Annotated in this window: 14 protein-coding genes; 9 read left to right on the top strand and 5 right to left on the bottom strand. The window is 69.9% G+C overall.

All coding sequences use genetic code 11. The features are described 5' to 3' along the window. Positions 1-100: 100 nt before the first annotated feature. Positions 101-1,177 carry a substrate-binding domain-containing protein gene (locus tag ACFWX1_RS04795; protein WP_378383877.1) on the bottom strand — a complete coding sequence of 359 codons (1,077 nt, stop codon included), beginning with the start codon at positions 1,175-1,177 and terminating at the stop codon, positions 101-103. A 110-nt stretch (positions 1,178-1,287) separates the two neighbouring features. Here ACFWX1_RS04795 and ACFWX1_RS04790 point away from each other — a divergent pair, with 110 nt between their 5' ends. From ACFWX1_RS04790 to ACFWX1_RS04760, 7 genes are all read left to right on the top strand, one after another. Then, positions 1,288-1,725: a MarR family winged helix-turn-helix transcriptional regulator gene (locus ACFWX1_RS04790; protein ID WP_378383875.1), complete on the top strand. Its 438-nt coding sequence runs from the start codon at positions 1,288-1,290 to the stop codon at positions 1,723-1,725. Between the two features lie 247 nt (positions 1,726-1,972). After that, positions 1,973-2,587 carry a helix-turn-helix domain-containing protein gene (locus tag ACFWX1_RS04785; protein ID WP_378383873.1) on the top strand — a complete coding sequence of 205 codons (615 nt, stop codon included), beginning with the start codon at positions 1,973-1,975 and terminating at the stop codon, positions 2,585-2,587. Between the two features lie 59 nt (positions 2,588-2,646). Next, a complete protein-coding gene (locus tag ACFWX1_RS04780; RefSeq protein ID WP_378383871.1) occupies positions 2,647-3,831 on the top strand; it encodes an NAD(P)/FAD-dependent oxidoreductase in 1,185 nt (394 codons plus the stop codon). After that, positions 3,828-4,085, top strand: coding sequence for a (2Fe-2S)-binding protein (locus tag ACFWX1_RS04775; RefSeq protein WP_378383869.1), 258 nt, complete (start codon positions 3,828-3,830; stop codon positions 4,083-4,085). Before ACFWX1_RS04780 ends, ACFWX1_RS04775 begins: the two co-directional genes overlap by 4 nt. Further along, positions 4,082-5,419 (top strand): FAD-dependent oxidoreductase, encoded by a 1,338-nt coding sequence (locus ACFWX1_RS04770; protein ID WP_378383867.1) that lies wholly within the window; start codon positions 4,082-4,084, stop codon positions 5,417-5,419. Before ACFWX1_RS04775 ends, ACFWX1_RS04770 begins: the two co-directional genes overlap by 4 nt. Further along, positions 5,416-6,339: a dihydrodipicolinate synthase family protein gene (locus ACFWX1_RS04765; RefSeq protein ID WP_378383865.1), complete on the top strand. Its 924-nt coding sequence runs from the start codon at positions 5,416-5,418 to the stop codon at positions 6,337-6,339. The genes ACFWX1_RS04770 and ACFWX1_RS04765 overlap by 4 nt, the downstream gene beginning before the upstream one ends. 1 nt (position 6,340) lies before the next feature. Continuing rightward, positions 6,341-7,342 carry a proline racemase family protein gene (locus ACFWX1_RS04760; protein ID WP_378383863.1) on the top strand — a complete coding sequence of 334 codons (1,002 nt, stop codon included), beginning with the start codon at positions 6,341-6,343 and terminating at the stop codon, positions 7,340-7,342. Between the two features lie 27 nt (positions 7,343-7,369). Here the strand turns inward: ACFWX1_RS04760 and ACFWX1_RS04755 are convergent, their stop codons facing one another. The 3 genes from ACFWX1_RS04755 to ACFWX1_RS04745 all read right to left on the bottom strand — a co-directional run bounded on the left by ACFWX1_RS04755 (position 7,370) and on the right by ACFWX1_RS04745 (position 10,370). After that, positions 7,370-8,632 carry an alpha/beta fold hydrolase gene (locus ACFWX1_RS04755; RefSeq protein WP_378383861.1) on the bottom strand — a complete coding sequence of 421 codons (1,263 nt, stop codon included), beginning with the start codon at positions 8,630-8,632 and terminating at the stop codon, positions 7,370-7,372. A gap of 78 nt (positions 8,633-8,710) precedes the next feature. After that, the gene (locus ACFWX1_RS04750) at positions 8,711-9,553 is read right to left on the bottom strand and encodes an alpha/beta fold hydrolase (protein ID WP_378383859.1); all 843 of its coding nucleotides are present in this window, start codon (positions 9,551-9,553) and stop codon (positions 8,711-8,713) included. 229 nt (positions 9,554-9,782) lie between these two features. Next, a complete protein-coding gene (locus ACFWX1_RS04745) occupies positions 9,783-10,370 on the bottom strand; it encodes a TetR/AcrR family transcriptional regulator (RefSeq protein WP_378383857.1) in 588 nt (195 codons plus the stop codon). A gap of 87 nt (positions 10,371-10,457) precedes the next feature. On the opposite strand from ACFWX1_RS04745, the gene ACFWX1_RS04740 reads away from it, so the two are divergent. Together ACFWX1_RS04740 and ACFWX1_RS04735 are read left to right on the top strand one after the other, a co-directional pair. After that, positions 10,458-11,354, top strand: a complete 897-nt coding sequence (locus ACFWX1_RS04740) for an SDR family oxidoreductase (protein WP_378383855.1) — start codon at positions 10,458-10,460, stop codon at positions 11,352-11,354. Between the two features lie 30 nt (positions 11,355-11,384). Continuing rightward, positions 11,385-12,884, top strand: a complete 1,500-nt coding sequence (locus tag ACFWX1_RS04735) for an MFS transporter (protein ID WP_378383853.1) — start codon at positions 11,385-11,387, stop codon at positions 12,882-12,884. Between the two features lie 85 nt (positions 12,885-12,969). On the opposite strand, the gene ACFWX1_RS04730 is transcribed toward ACFWX1_RS04735, so the two are convergent. Continuing rightward, on the bottom strand, positions 12,970-14,331 hold the full coding sequence (locus ACFWX1_RS04730) for a DNRLRE domain-containing protein (RefSeq protein ID WP_378383851.1): 1,362 nt from the start codon (positions 14,329-14,331) through the stop codon (positions 12,970-12,972). Between the last annotated feature and the right edge of the window lie 369 nt (positions 14,332-14,700).

Raw genomic sequence — 14,700 nt, 5'->3', positions numbered from 1 at the left:
GCACTTCACGCGGGGTGCCCCAGATCATGGTAAATTACATGGCTGGGGATGAGCTCATGGGTAATTACCACGATTGCGCCGCGAATAAACCCCCCTTCGGCTACAGCCGGGTGAGGACCTCGAAGTCGTAACCGTCGGCAACGGCGAGGTGGACGTGCTGGTCGGCCTGCTGGCCGCGGAACTCGATCGTGCCGCGCGGGCCGTGATACGCGACGCCGTCGATCGCGGCGTTGAGCGCGGGCAGGTCGGGAGTTCCCGCCCGCCGCACCAGTTCCGCCAGCGTGTGCAGTCCCTCGTAGCAGGACTCGGCCGCGTTGTTCAGCGCGGGCGCGCCGGCGCCGTGCCGATCGACGTACCGGCCGAGCAGGTCCATCGCGTCAGCGGTGACCATCGACCGGAAGTAGGCCGCGGACACGTAGAGGTTGCCGGTCGCGTGCGCGCCGCTGGCCAGCAACATGTTCTCCTCCATCAGCGGGCTGAAGCGGATCAGCCGGTCGACGAGCCCGTGTGCGGCGAAACTGCGGTTGAACCGGACCGCGTCCTGCCCGACCAGCAGCATGAGCACACCGTCGCATGTGGACGACTCGATGGAACGGACCACTGTGGACATATCGCCGGAGCCGAGCCCGACGAACGCCTCGCCGGTGATCCGCAGGTCCAGTTCGTGCGCGTAGTGCCGGATCGCCCGCGTCGAGCGGTGCGGCCACACGTAGTCGTCACCCACGACGAACCAGCGGCGCACCCCGAGCTGATCCCGCAGCCAGCGCAGGGCGGGCTCGATCTGGCAGCGCGGCGTCTCGCCGGAGCAGAAGATGCCCGCGCGCCGCTCGCCGCCTTCGTACAGTGACGTGTACACGTAGGGCACCCGATCGGCCACCACCGGTGCGAGCGCGTGCCGGACCGAGGAGATGTGCCAGCCGCTGACCGCGTCCACCCGGCCGTCCTCGACGAGCACGCGCAGATCCGCGGCCACCTGACCGGGTGACGCGCCGCCGTCGACGATCTCGGCCTCGACCTGCCTGCCGAGGATGCCGCCGGACTTGTTGAGCTCGTGGACGGCCAGGTCGGTGATCGCCTCGCAGGACGGACCGAACAGCCCGGCGGGACCCTGCAGCGGGACCACCATGGCGACGCGCCAGGTGTCTTCGCGGTTCCGCGTGGCGAGGCGGTTGGGCATGGCGCTCCGTGCGGTTGCCCGGTAAGGTCAGGTTGCTTTCACCTGGAAGTATTGTCGCGGTGGCCCTGATTTGGCAAGTTCCGCGGCCGGAGCGGCGGAGGACGGGCGACATGGGGTCACGCGGGACGCGGCTTCCGGCGATGTCCGCGTCCGGTACACAGTTGACCGGCGCGCTGATCCGGGCGGCACGGGCGGTGACGGCCAAGGTCGAGCAGGTGCTCGCCGCCGAAGGGCTGACACTGGACCAGTGGCTGACGCTCGACGCGCTGACCGGGCGCGGCGGACTGGCCATGACCGACCTCGCCGACCACACGCTGACCACCGGCCCGACCCTGACCAGAGTGGTGGACCGCCTGGTGGGGACCGCCCAGGCCTATCGCGAGGTGGACGCGGGCGACCGGCGCCGCGTCCTGGTCCACCTCAGTGCTCGCGGCCGCGCGACCCATCGGCGGATCGCCGCGAAGATCGGCGAGGTGGAGGCCGAAGTGCTGGCCGACCTCACCGCGCCGGACGAGCTGCTGACGGATCTGCGGCGTCTCGGCGGCTGAGTTCCCGTCCCGCACCGAGGGACGCCCCGGGTGCATCCAACGCACCAAGGGACGCCCCCGTCGCATCCAACGCACCGAGGGCGTCCCTCGGCACGGCGGGCACTGCTGATCGGTCCACTCGCGACGGACGTGTCGCGAACGCGCCGTTCGGGGCGTTGAACGTCTCGAACGCGTCGTTCAGGGCATGAGCGGCGCGGCCGCGACCCGGACCCGGGGTAGCCTCGCGGCAGCGACGGGAGGAGTGCGCGTGGTCCGGGAACAGGCTGGGCAGGTGCTGGCCGCCAACCTGAGGGTGTTGCGTGCGCAGGCCGGGCTGTCCCTTTCGGAGCTGGCGCGGCGGTCGGGGATCGCGAAGGGGACGTTGTCGCAGCTGGAGTCCGGCGGCGGGAATCCCACCATCGAGACCGTGTTCAGTTTGTCGAACGCTCTGGAGGTGCCGGTCTCGTCGCTGCTCACCGAGCGGGTCGATCCCGACGTCGTGCTGGTGCGCTCGGCGGGTCTCGACGTGCTCAGCAGCAACGCGGTCGACCTGCGGATGCTGCGGCGAATGGACGTCACCGACACCGTGTTCGAGCTGTACGACCAGCGGGTCCGGCCCGGCGAGGTGCAGCGTTCGGCGGGCCATCCCGGCAACGAGCACGTCGTGGTCACCGCCGGGCGGCTGCGGGTCGGCCCGCCGGACTCGCCGTTCGAGCTGGGCCCCGGCGACTACGTCTGCTTCCCGGCCCGTGGCCCGCACATCTACGAGACCATCGACGGCCCGGTGGTTTCCGTGCTGCTGCTGGAATATCCCGCCGACGCCGGGCCGCCGACGCTCGGCGGATCGTGTGCGAGCCCGGTCTCCGACCCTGGCGAGGGTTGACCGCGGGGCGTCGAGCCACCTAACCTCCAATCGTTCATTTCAATGAACGGTGGTGAGCGATGGGACACCCGGATGTCGTGGTGGCCGGAGCGGGTGTCGTCGGCGCCGCGTGTGCGGAGGCGCTGAGCCGGGCCGGGCTGCGGGTCGTCGTGCTCGACCGCGGCGCGCCCGCGAGCGGGACCACGGCCGCGGGCGAGGGCAACGTCCTGGTGTCCGACAAGGAACCCGGCCCGGAACTGCTGCTGGCCCAGGCATCCCGGCGGCGATGGCCCGAACTCCTCGCGGAACTGCGCGAGGAACTCGGGCCCGGACGCGCCGAGGCGGAGTGGGACCCGAAGGGCGGCCTCGTCGTCGCCACGACGGACGACTCCGTGCTGCCGTTGCGCGAGTTCGCGGCCGCGCAGCGCGAGGCCGGTGTACGTGCCGAGCCGATCGGGCTCGACGAGGCCGCGAGCCTCGAACCGCGGCTCACCAAGGCCCTCACCGCCGCGATCCACTACCCCGAGGACGCCCAGCTCCAGCCCGTCCTGGCCGCGACCACCCTGCTCGCGGCCGTGAAGGCGCGTGGCGGGCAGGTCCGCTCCGGTGTCGAGGCGCTCGGCGTCCTCCGAGCCGGAAACGGTGCGGTGCGGGCGATCCGGACCAGCCACGGCGCCATCGCGTGCGCCGCCGTGGTGAACGCCTGCGGCCCGTGGGCGGGCGCCTTCGCCAAGGCGTGCGGCGCGCCGATCGCGGTCCTGCCCCGGCGCGGAATGGTGCTGGTGACGGCGCCGCTGCCGCCGGGCACGGTGCGCCACAAGGTGTACGACGCGGACTACGTCGGCGCGGTGGCCAGCGGCGACGCCGACCTTCAAACGTCCACAGTGGTCGAATCGACCCGGGCCGGGACCGTCCTCATCGGATCGAGCCGTCAGCGCGCGGGATTCGACGAGACGGTCCGGTTCGACGTGCTGCGCGAGCTGGCGCGCAAGGCCGCCGCGTTGTTCCCGGTGCTGGCGAACGTGCCGGTCATGCGGGCCTACGGCGGATTCCGGCCCTACGCGCCCGACCATCTCCCGGTGATCGGCGAGGATCCGCGGTTGCCTGGCCTCTGGCACGTCACCGGGCACGAGGGCGCGGGCATCGGCCTCGCGGCGGCGACCGGGCAACTGGTGGCCGAGCTGTTCACCGGCCAGGAATCCACAGTGGACGCCACGCCGTTCCGGGTCGGCCGGCCGGCGGTGGCCGAGGAGGTGCGGGCGTGAAGGTCGAGGTCGACGGGCGGCAGGTCGAGGCGAAGCCGGGACAGACGGTGGCGGGTTTGCTCATCGGCCTCGGCCGGACGTCCTGGCGGAGCACGCGAAACGGCGGCAAGCCCCGAGGCGTCTTCTGCGGGATCGGCGTCTGCTTCGACTGTCTCGTGGTGGTCAACGGGATCCCGGACGTCCGCGCGTGCCAGCGGTTGCTGGCCGACGGCGACGACGTCCGTACGCAATACGGCGCGGAGCTGCCGTCATGAGCGCCGTGGTGGTTGTGGGCGCCGGGCCCGCGGGCATGGCCGCTGCGGACGCGGCCGCCAACGCCGGACGCCGGGTCGTGCTGGTCGACTCAGCGGCCCGGCTCGGCGGGCAGTACCACCGGCAGGATTCCTTACAGGACAAGGAGAAGTTCACCCTCCACCGGAATGTCGAGCACCTTGCAGGAACCGCGGTGGCCGGGCTCGAGCCCGTCGAACGCGGCCACCGGCTGCATCTGCGCACCGGCCAAGCGGATGGTCCACAAAGGACCGCGAGCAGCATCGACACGACCGCGCTCGTGCTGGCCACCGGCGCTTACGATCGCGCTCTGCCCTTCCCCGGCTGGGATCTGCCCGGCGTCTATACCGCGGGCGCCGCGCAGGCGCTGGCGAAGGGGCAGCGGGTCGCGGTCGGGAAGCGGGTGCTGCTCGCCGGGACCGGGCCATTTTTGTTGCCTGTAGCGGCTTCGCTGCTCGACGTCGGTGCGGAGCTCGTCGGGGTGCTGGAGGCGAACAGCTCCGGGATGGGGTGGCTGCGCGAGCCCGCGGCGTTGTTCGCCGGTCATCGCAAGGCGGCCGAACTCGCCGGCTACGTGCGGATGCTGGGCAGGCACCGCGTGCCGTACCGGTCACGGACCACGGTGATCGCGGCGCACGGCCGCGACCGGGTCGAAGCGGTCACCACCGCGCGCCTCGACCACGAGTGGCGCGTGCGGAACGGCAGCGAACGCCGGTTCGCGGTCGACGCCGTGTGCGTCGGTTTCGGGTTCCTGCCGCAGCTCGAACTCGCCGTGTCGGCGGGGTGCGCCTTGGACGGCGGGTTCGTCGCGGTGAACGCCGCGCAGGCGACGTCAGTGCCCGGGGTGTTCGCGGCGGGGGAGCTGACCGGAATCGGCGGCGCGGACCTCGCCGCGGCCGAAGGGACCGTCGCGGGAATCGCCGCGGCGCAAGCTCTTGGCGCCTCCGTGGACGTGCCGCATCGCGCCTTGCGTCAGGTCAAGGAGGGGCGGACCTTCGCGGAGGGACTCGCTCGCGCCTATCCCGTCCGTGGCGGATGGCGGACGTGGCTGGACGACGACACTCTTGTCTGCCGCTGCGAGGAAGTCACGCGGCGCGAGCTGCTGGACAGCGTCGAACGGCGTGACGCGCTCGGTGTCCGCTCACTGAAACTCGTCAGCCGCGCCGGGCTCGGCCTGTGCCAGGGCCGGATCTGCGGCCGGAACGTCGCGGAGCTGACCGGGACCGCTCCCGACGGGTTCGCCCGGCGCCCGATCGCCGCGCCGGTCCGGCTCGGTGAACTGTCCGAAGTGGAATCACCATGGGAGGGAAAGGCATGACGCAGGAGAAACTCGACGGGGTCATCGTCGCCACCGCGCTGCCCTACGCCGAGGACGCCACGGCGCCGGCCGGGCTCCGTGTGGACTACGACCGCTACGCCGAACACTGCCGCTGGCTCCTCGACAACAGCTGTCGCGGCATCGGGCCGAACGGTTCACTCGGCGAGTACTCCTCCCTGACCGAGGAGGAACGCCGCCGGGTCGCGCGGACCGCGATCGAGGTGGCGGGCGACGACGGCATCGTGGTCGTCGGCGTCCATGGCGTCGGCGCGCACCAGGCAAGGGAATGGGCGGAGAAGGCGGCCGAGGATGGTGCGCACGGCGTGCTGTGCCTGCCGCCGACGATGTACCGCGCGAACAAGGGCGAGGTGCTGCATCACTACGAGCAGGTGGCGAGCGTCGGGCTGCCGGTGATGGTCTACAACAACCCGATCGACACCAAGGTCGACCTCACCCCCGGTGTGCTCGCGGAGATCGCGCAACTGGACAACGTCGTCGCGGTCAAGGAGTTCTCCGGTGACGTCCGGCGCGTGCTGGAGATCAAGGAACGTGCCCCCGGACTGACCATTGTGGCCGGTGCGGACGACGTCGCGCTGGAGGCCATGCTGATGGGCGCCACCGGCTGGTTCGCCGGATTCCCGAACGTGTTCCCCGCCGAGTCGGCGCAGCTGTTTTCCTTGGCCCAGCAGGGAAAACTGGCCGAGGCGCGGGCGCTGTACGAGCCGCTGGTCGCCGCGTTCCGCTGGGATTCGCGCACCGAATTCGTCCAGGCGATCAAGCACGGGATGGAGATCGTCGGCCGGTTCGGCGGGCCCTGCCGCCCGCCGCGCGGGCCGTTGCCCGCCGAGCAGCTGGCGGTGCTCGATGCCGACATGCGCCGCGCCGTCGACTTCCTGCGTACGCACCCGGTGGCGGCCTGACATGCGGGCTTCGCGGTACTTCAGCGCGGTCGACTCGCACACCGAGGGTATGCCGACGCGGGTCATCACCGGCGGCGTCGGGGTGATCCCCGGTACCACGATGGCGGCGCGGCGGGAGCATTTCCTGGCGCACCTCGACCACCTGCGCGAGCTGCTGATGAACGAGCCGCGCGGCCACGCGGCGATGAGCGGCGCCATCCTGCAGCCGCCCACCAGGGCGGACGCGGACTGGGGAGTGCTCTACATCGAGGTGTCCGGCTGCCTGCCGATGTGCGGCCACGGCACCATCGGTGTCGCCACGGTCCTGGTGGAGACCGGGATGGTCACGGTGACCGAGCCGGTGACCCGGGTCCGGCTCGACACCCCCGCCGGGCTCGTCGTCGCCGAGGTGGCGGTCGAAGACGGCCGGGCCAAGGCGGTCACGATCCGGAACGTGCCGTCGTTCTCGTATCAGCTCGACGCCGCGGTGGACGTACCCGGGCTGGGCAAAGTCCACTACGACATGGCGTACGGTGGGAACTTCTACGCGATCCTGCCGCTCGCCGAGCTCGGCATCCCGTTCGACAAGTCCGAAAAGGACCGGATGCTCGGCGCCGGATTGTCCATCATGGACGCGATCAACAAGGAGAACCGGCCGGTGCACCCGGCCGATACCGGCATCGGCGGCTGCAAGCACGTCCAGTTCGTGGCCCCCGGTGCCGACGGGAGCGACGCGCGCAACGCGATGGCCATCCAGCCCGGCTGGTTCGACCGTTCTCCGTGCGGTACCGGCACTTCCGCGCGAATGGCGCAGCTGCACGCACGCGGCGAACTGGCGCTGGACCAGGACTTCGTCAACGAATCACTGCTCGGGACCCGGTTCATCGGCAGGCTCGTCGAAGAGACGTCGGTCGGCGGCTTGCCGGCGGTCGTGCCCACGGTCACCGGTAGTGCGTGGATCACGGGTATGGGGCAGTACCTGCTCGACCCGGCCGACCCGTTCCCGCGGGGATTCACCCTGTGATCTGATTCCCATCGTCCACAGTAGACGTCAGACCCGGCTCGCGGTCATGTCCATGAGCCGGGCCAGGATCTTCTCGCCGTCGGTGTGGATTCCGTCGTGCTCGGCCTCGTTCGTGACCCATGTCCGGAGGTTTCCCACCGACGCGGCGGTCGCGAGCGAGAGTCCGGCGTCGACGTACATGTCGTCGTGGTACACGACCGCGGCGACCGGGACGGTGTTGGCGGCCAGTTTCGCCGGGTCATAAAAGGTCGGCCAGTCGTCCACTGTGGACAGGATCTCGGCGGCGCCGGCGAAGGGCCGCAGCGCGCGGATGTCCTCGAACATCCACGGGTACACCATTTCCCCGGTGAACAGCAGCGGATCGGCGTCCTCGGCGAACTCCGGCAACGCGGCCATCGCGCGGTGGGCCGCCCACGCTGTCGGAGTCGTGTCCTGGCCGTAGATGCATTCCTGGAGTACCGCATACAGGGGACGGTCGGCGAAGCCGGTGGCGTTCAGGGCCGCCAGCAGGAACGTGTCCGAGACCTCGGTACCGTCGAAGGCCTCGTCGAGCAGCCAATGCGTGTGCTCGAAGGCGTCGGACATGCCGAAGCGGAAGCCGAGCAGCCGGAGCCGCCGCGGTGTCAGCCGATCGCCGTCCGGGAGCCGGACGTCGTGTGTAGCGAGGTGATCGGCCAGCCGTCGCACCGTTTCGCGGTCTTTCGGGTACCGCGCGTAGAACTCGGCCGTCTTGGCGCGGACCCGGGGATAGAGGCGGGCGTAGACCTCGTCGGCGGTCGCCGTGATCCCGGGCAGGCCGCCGGTGATGTGGCAGGCACGCAGCCCTTCTGGCGCGAGTGACAAATAGCTGAGCGTGAGGAAGCCGCCGTAGCTCTGCCCCAGCGTTTCCCACGGTTCGTCGCCGCACAGCCGGGTTCGGATCAGCTCGCAGTCGGCCACGATGGCGTCGGCCCGGAAATGCCGGAGGTACGCCGCGAGCGACGTCGCGTCCATCCGCGCGGCCGTCCGGCTCGTGACCGGGGTGCTGCGGCCGGTGCCCCGCTGATCCAGCAGCAGTACGCGGTGGGTGCGCAGCGCGTGTTCGATCCAGCCGTCCGTGCGCACCGGCCGCGGCGATTTGCCGCCGGGACCGCCCTGCAGGAAAAGAAGCCACGGGAGTTCTTCGCCCGCCCGCGCGGGATCGGCCAGCTCCCGCGCGAACACCTCGATCGACGGCCCGGACGGATCGCCGTGATCCAGGGGGACATCGAAAACGTGGTCGGTGACGGCGAATCCGGGCAGGCGGGGCATCAAGGTCCTTTCTCGCGACGGTACGGAAATCCTAACCGGGACGGTGCGGCCCCGGCAGGATTTCCGCCACCACGAGGATCAGCCGAGCCGGGCGAGGATGTCCGCGGCTTCGACTGCCTGCCGGAGAAAGCCGCCGTGGCTGCTCGCCAGTGAGTGCACCTCGAACGGGTTATCCGGGGTGAGCGCGTCGGCCTCCTTGATGTAGAGGTCCTGTGCCGCCGGCGGCATGGCCCTGTCCTCGGTGAGCCGGATGTACGTGTGCGGGACGCGACCCCAGGTGTCCTTGTCCGCGCGGTGGTCCCATTCCGGGTCGCCCAGCCACAGCACCTCGTCCGGCTGCATGGCGGCGAGGGCGCGGAGGAAACCCTCGTCGGTGAGTTCGCCGGTGATCGCCTCGCGCAGCGCGGTGACCTGCGCCCGATCGGCGCCGCGCCAGTTCAGCCGGAGGCAGCCGAGCACGGCCGGGTCCCCGGCGAGCAGCGGAGCGGTGGCGGGGAACAGTGCGCTGTCGGCCCACTCCGGGAGTCGCGGATACTCGCCGGGCGCCCGATCGACGGGACACTGCGCGGCGATGTAGACGAGCCTGCCGAGCAATTCGGGAGCCGCGTTGGCCACGCCGGTCGTGATGAGCCCGCCGAAACTGTGTGCCACCAAGACGACCGGCCCGTATTCGCGGACGCGGCGGACCACGTCCAGCACGTGCCCGATCATGTCCGCCGCCGTGACGCCGGCGATCGGCGACGGCTCTTTCGTGAACGTCTCCAGATCCTGCTCGTGATAGGCGCGGGAAAATCCCGCGCCACGCCCCGGAAGATCGACCGCGATCGTCCGATGTCCGCGCAAAGCCATTTCCTGCTGGAGCGCCGTCCAGCTCTGTGCGCTGCCGGCGGAACCGTGCACCAATACGTAAGTGGGAGCCATGTGGCGATTATGGACAGAGAATTCCGGTATCGCCAAGCTCATGCCCGCAAGGGCCGCGAATTCCGCCCCATGGTGCGAATTATCCGGGGTAATCTGAAAAGGATAAAGTAAGGTGGCGCATGGCCACGTTCGTATTATACCGCGTTTGCCGTGTTATGGCCAGCGATTTCGGGGCGAAGTCCCGTGAATGCCACATTGAGGTTTTCTCGGTAAGAGGTGGGGTGTTTCTTCAGGTGGTCTGATGGCGGTCCTGGAGTTCGCGCAGGAAGGTCTCGGCCAGTTCCCGCGCCACCAGACGCGCGGGGTCGCGTCCGCTCGCGATCCAGAAGAAGGTCGGTCCGATCAGCAAGGCGGTGGCGAGATCGACGGGAATCGCGGCGGTGTCCCGGACGACTCGTTCGACCACGGCTCGGGCGCTGTCGCCGAGAATGTCCTTCGAGGCGAGCAGATCCGCGACGGCCGAGTCGTGCTGTGCTTCGCCGAGGAGCGCCCGGTAGGCGGCGCCGGCCGGTGACTGGGTGAGGAATCGCACGAGCGCTTCCACATAGGACGTGAGGTCGTCAAGGGCATCGCCGGTGGCGTCGATGGCGAGTTCGTGTGAGGCGTCGGCCGCGCTCGCTTCGAATAGGATCTCCGCCTTGGTGGACCACCATCGGTACACGGTCTGCCTGCCGACGCCCGCCTTCTCGGCGATGCCCTTCATGGTCATGGCCGCGTAGCCGACCTCGAGCAGCAGATCGTCGACCGCGTGTAGTACGGCCGCCCGTGCCCGCTCGCTTCGCGGCCGGCCGACTCGTCCTCGCTCCTCGTCAAGCATGGCCCGACTATACCGAGACACCGTGCCTCGTTATGTGTTACGGTTTCGAGGCACGGTGACTCGAAACTAATCAAGGAGGTCGCGCTCATGCGCGTGTTCGTAACCGGAGCGACCGGCTGGATCGGCTCCGCGACCGTGGAGGACCTGCTGGGGGCCGGGCACGAGGTCGTCGGGTTGGCTCGGTCGGAGACGGCTGCGACGTCGCTCGTCGGGAAGGGAGCGAAGGCGCTTCGCGGGGATCTCGACGATCTCGACGCGCTCCGCCGTGGGGCTACTGACGCCGAAGCCGTCGTTCACCTGGCGAACAAGCACGACTGGGCCAACCCGGCCGTGATGAACGGCACTGAGCGGGCCGCGATCGAGACCATCGCCGAGGCGCTCGTCGGCACCGAGCGTCCTTTCCTGCTCGCGGCCGCGTTCGCCGGCTTGGCTCAGGGGCGCCCGGCGGTGGAGACGGATGTCTCGCCCGCCGTGGGCCTGAATTCGATGAGAGGCGGCGGTGAGAACCTCGCGCTCGAGTACGTCGATCGCGGAGTCCGGGTCATCAGCGCACGGTTCGCGCCGAGCGTCCACGGCATGGCGGACCACGGGTTCATCAGCTCCGTCGTGGCCGCGGCACGGCGCCGCGGCGTCTCCGCCTACATCGGTGACGGCTCAACGGCGTGGTCGGCGGTGCATCGCTCCGACGCGGCCCGGCTGATCCGGCTGGGACTGGAGCAGGCGCCCGCCGGATCGCGGCTGCACGTGGTCGCCGAAGAGGCCGTCACCATCCGGACGATCGCGGAAGCCATCGGGCGTTCGCTCGACCTGCCGGTGACCTCGGTCGCCCCCGAAGACGCCGTCGAGCATTTCGGGTTCATCGGCCGGTTCTTCGGGATGGACATGAGCGCGTCGAGCGAGCGCACCCGCGAAATGCTCGCGTGGACCCCCACCGGGCCGACCCTGGTCGAAGACATCGACGCGGGCGCTTACGCCGGTGCGTGAGGCCTTTCGCGCCCAACTGAGAGGAAAGAAATGAAGACCTCGCCCGCGATCGCACCGGATCCCGTGTACTCGCCACGGCGTCCGGGACTGGTCCTGGCCTGCGTGTGCGCGTGCACCGTGCTGGTGATCAGCCTCGTCGCCGCGATCAACGTGGCGGTGCCGATGATCTCGGCGAGCGGGCTGCGCCCGAGTTCGTCGCAGCTGCTGTGGATCGTCGACGCCTACATCGTGGTGTTCGCCTGCCTGGTCATCCCGGCGGGCGCGGCCGGTGACCGGTTCGGGCGCAAGGGAGTACTGCTGACCGGGCTTCTCGCTTTCGCCGTCGGCGCGGGGATTTCCGCGGTCTCGGCGAACGTGCCGATCATGCTGATCGGCCGCGCGATCACCGGGATCGGGGCCGCGTTGGTGCTGCCGAACGGATTGGCGGTACTGGTGCACGCGACCGCGCCCGAACGGCGTGGCCGCGCTCTCGCGACCTGGGCCGCGGCGACCGGCATCGCCGGGATCATCGGGAACGTCGGCGGCGGCGCGCTGCTGGCCACCGGTTCGTGGCGAAGCCTTTTCATCGCCGTCGCGCCGATAGCGCTCCTATGTGGACTGTGGGTCGCGCTGGCCGCTCCGCGCAGCAGCCGCCACTCGCGCGACCTCGACCCGGTGGGCACGGCGTTGTTCGTCGCGGCGATCGTGGCACTGCTCATCGGCATCATCGAGGGGCCGGAGCAGGGCTGGGGCAGCGCCGTCGTCGTCACCGCGTTCGTGTTCAGTGTCGTATTCGGTGTCATCTGGGTCGTGGTCGAACTCCGCGTCCGGCACCCCATGCTCGACCCTCGGCTGTTCCGCATTCCCTTGCTGCGCAGTGCCGCCCTCGGCATGCTCGTCATGTTCTTCGGAAACTTCGGGCTGTTCTACGTCAACGCCTCGCTCCTGCAATACGGCCGCGGGTACTCCGTGCTCCAGGCGGGGCTCGGGGTTCTTCCCCTGACGCTGCCGGTGTTGTTCGGCTCGCGGTACGTTCCCGAGCTGGCCAAGCGCATCGGTATCCCGGCGACGCTGGCGGCCGCCTTCCTGGCCGGCGCCGTCGGTCTGTTCGGGTTGTCGACCGCCGCGGACCAGCCGTACTTCGTCTACGCGGCCTGGCTCGTGGTCATCGGCATCGGCCTCGCGCTCGGGATGCCCTGCCTGACGACAGAACTCACCGCGTCACTGCCCACCGAGCAGGCCGGTGTCGCGGGCGGGCTCCAATCCGCGACGCGGGAACTCGGCAGCGCGCTCGGTGTCGCGGTCGTCGGGACCGTGCTGACCGCGAGTTTCACCCAGCACCTGCCCGCGATTCTCCGCGACCGTGAGCCGGCGCCGCGCACCATCACCCAGGCGCTCACCGTGGCACCCGCGCACCGCGCCGCGATCGTCGACGCCTTCACCACCGGTGCCGGCACCGCACTTCGGGTCGCGAGCGTCGTCACGGTGCTCGCGGGCGCCGTGGTCATCACGGGCGCGGTACGGGCCGGCCGGCGCGGTCCCGGGAACTGACGGGCGCCGCGGTGCAGCCGAAGATCGCCGTTCCCGGGCGCACGCGCGCCCGGGAACGGCTTTCCTCGTCGGTCTTCCGGCGGGGTCAGTGGCAGGTGGTGGTGCCGCTGTCGGTGAAGGTCTTGCCGGCCTCCGGCACGAACTGCCAGTCGTAGCTGTTGTTGTGCAGGGTCAGCTTCAGCACGCCGAAGGTGTCGCCGTTGCGGACCTCGCTGTTGGGCTGCGGGGTGCCGAAGGTGTAGTGGCTCCGGCCGCCGGTACCCGCGACGAACTCACGGATACCCCGCGCGGTGTCGAGCTGGCCGCTCGGGTTCTGCGGGGCGAACCGTTCGTACTGGTGGTTGTGGCCGCCGAGCACCACGTCGGCGTTGGCGTTGTACAGGTCCTGCCACATCGCGCCGAACGAGGTGTCCGGCGCGTGGTCGGTGCCGGAGGTCCACCGCGGTTTGTGCCACAGGGCGAGGGTGCAGGGTTTGGTGCTGGCGGCCAGATCCGCCACCAGCCATTGTTCCTGCACCGAACCCGCGGTGTGCGCGACCTCGGAGTTGATCGTGATGATGTGCCAGTTGCCCAGATCGTAGGAGTAGTAGCCCTTGGCGGGATCGCCGGCGGCGGCACCGAAGTAGGTGTAGTAACCGGTGGCTCCTGGCGTGTTGTACTCGTGGTTGCCCGGCGCGGGTTTGGTACGGGCCTTCTGACGGCCCCACGTCGGGTCGTAGTAGGTGTTGTATTCGGCGAGGGTGCCGCTGTCGTAGGCGTTGTCGCCGAGGGTGTAGACCGTGCCGGGGATACCGTCCAGCAGAGTGGCCGTCGCCTCCTGGCTGGAGCCCGCTCCGGCGATGTCCCCGGCGCCGACGAACACCGGGTCGCCGGTCTGGGTGCCGGTGGTGACCACGAGTTGCGGGGCGGTGCCCCCGGTCTCCCGTGAGTCGTAGTCCGCACCGTCGTTGCTGGGCGACGTGACACCGATGCTGAACGTGCCGTTGCCGGTGACCAGCGAGGTGACGTCGACTTCGTACCAGGTGTTGCGCGAGACCGCGCCGAGCGAGCCCAGCGTCGCGCCGTCGATCGCGGGCTGGTTGGTGTAGGTCACGCCGGTCTCGGACCAGGTGGTGTCGGTCATCGACTTGAAGGTGCCGCCGTTGTTGCTCTTGGCACCGGCGGTGTCGTCGGTGTGGACACGGAGTTTGGCGGTGGTCACCGGCTCGGTGAGAGTGCCGACGGTGAATTTGAGGAACGTCCGCTTGACCGGCGAGTTGTCCACGCCGAGCTGACCGGAGGTGCCGAAATTGGTGCCGGGGGAACTGCTGTCGACGTAGGTGTCCGCGACCGGGGTGAACGTCGTCGTCGCTGCGGCCGCCGCGGGGGCGATCGCGGTGAGCAGGGCCGCGGCCAGTGCGGCCGTCAGTCCCGCGGTCCCGAGCATCCGGAGGTGCCGGTTACCCATCTGGTGGTCCCTTCCCGAAAGTGATCGACTGTGTTCCATGTCACAGTCGCTGGGGAAAGGTAAGCGTGGTGTGCGACGCCAGCCGGGCGGGGAGATGAACGTTGCGCGGTTTGCCGGTGAGCGTTGGGAATTCCGGGAATTTGACCGTTGCGCGGCCGTGCTGTTTGCGTTTTGTGGCCCTGCCGCCGACGGCAAAAGTGAATCACGTCAAGCATTTCGATGAATCGGATTCACTTTGCCGCGCCCGGGTCAGTAGACGCACTGCGGTTTGTTCGGGTCGCGGGGGGGCGCGCGCCCGCGGGGGGCCCCGCCCCCACGGCGTCCTCGAGGTTGCCGAGCAGGACGTCGACCTTCTTCGCGATGTCCGGC

Origin of the sequence: Amycolatopsis sp. NPDC059021 (assembly GCF_042739895.1) — a bacterium.
GTDB lineage: Bacteria > Actinomycetota > Actinomycetes > Mycobacteriales > Pseudonocardiaceae > Amycolatopsis.
The sequence above is the reverse complement of the archived record's forward strand: the minus strand, read 5'-3'. Positions and strand labels throughout refer to the sequence as shown.

Bases quoted from the DNA above. Each gene is read 5' to 3' on its own strand.
- ACFWX1_RS04760 (WP_378383863.1), top strand. From the start codon at position 6,341: ATGCGGGCTTCGCGGTACTTCAGCGCGGTCGACTCGCACACCGAGGGT.
- ACFWX1_RS04730 (WP_378383851.1), bottom strand. From the start codon at position 14,331: ATGGGTAACCGGCACCTCCGGATGCTCGGGACCGCGGGACTGACGGCC.
- ACFWX1_RS04765 (WP_378383865.1), top strand. From the start codon at position 5,416: ATGACGCAGGAGAAACTCGACGGGGTCATCGTCGCCACCGCGCTGCCC.
- ACFWX1_RS04780 (WP_378383871.1), top strand. From the start codon at position 2,647: ATGGGACACCCGGATGTCGTGGTGGCCGGAGCGGGTGTCGTCGGCGCC.
- ACFWX1_RS04750 (WP_378383859.1), bottom strand. From the start codon at position 9,553: ATGGCTCCCACTTACGTATTGGTGCACGGTTCCGCCGGCAGCGCACAG.
- ACFWX1_RS04735 (WP_378383853.1), top strand. From the start codon at position 11,385: ATGAAGACCTCGCCCGCGATCGCACCGGATCCCGTGTACTCGCCACGG.
- ACFWX1_RS04790 (WP_378383875.1), top strand. From the start codon at position 1,288: ATGGGGTCACGCGGGACGCGGCTTCCGGCGATGTCCGCGTCCGGTACA.
- ACFWX1_RS04745 (WP_378383857.1), bottom strand. From the start codon at position 10,370: ATGCTTGACGAGGAGCGAGGACGAGTCGGCCGGCCGCGAAGCGAGCGG.
- ACFWX1_RS04755 (WP_378383861.1), bottom strand. From the start codon at position 8,632: ATGCCCCGCCTGCCCGGATTCGCCGTCACCGACCACGTTTTCGATGTC.
- ACFWX1_RS04795 (WP_378383877.1), bottom strand. From the start codon at position 1,177: ATGCCCAACCGCCTCGCCACGCGGAACCGCGAAGACACCTGGCGCGTC.
- ACFWX1_RS04770 (WP_378383867.1), top strand. From the start codon at position 4,082: ATGAGCGCCGTGGTGGTTGTGGGCGCCGGGCCCGCGGGCATGGCCGCT.
- ACFWX1_RS04740 (WP_378383855.1), top strand. From the start codon at position 10,458: ATGCGCGTGTTCGTAACCGGAGCGACCGGCTGGATCGGCTCCGCGACC.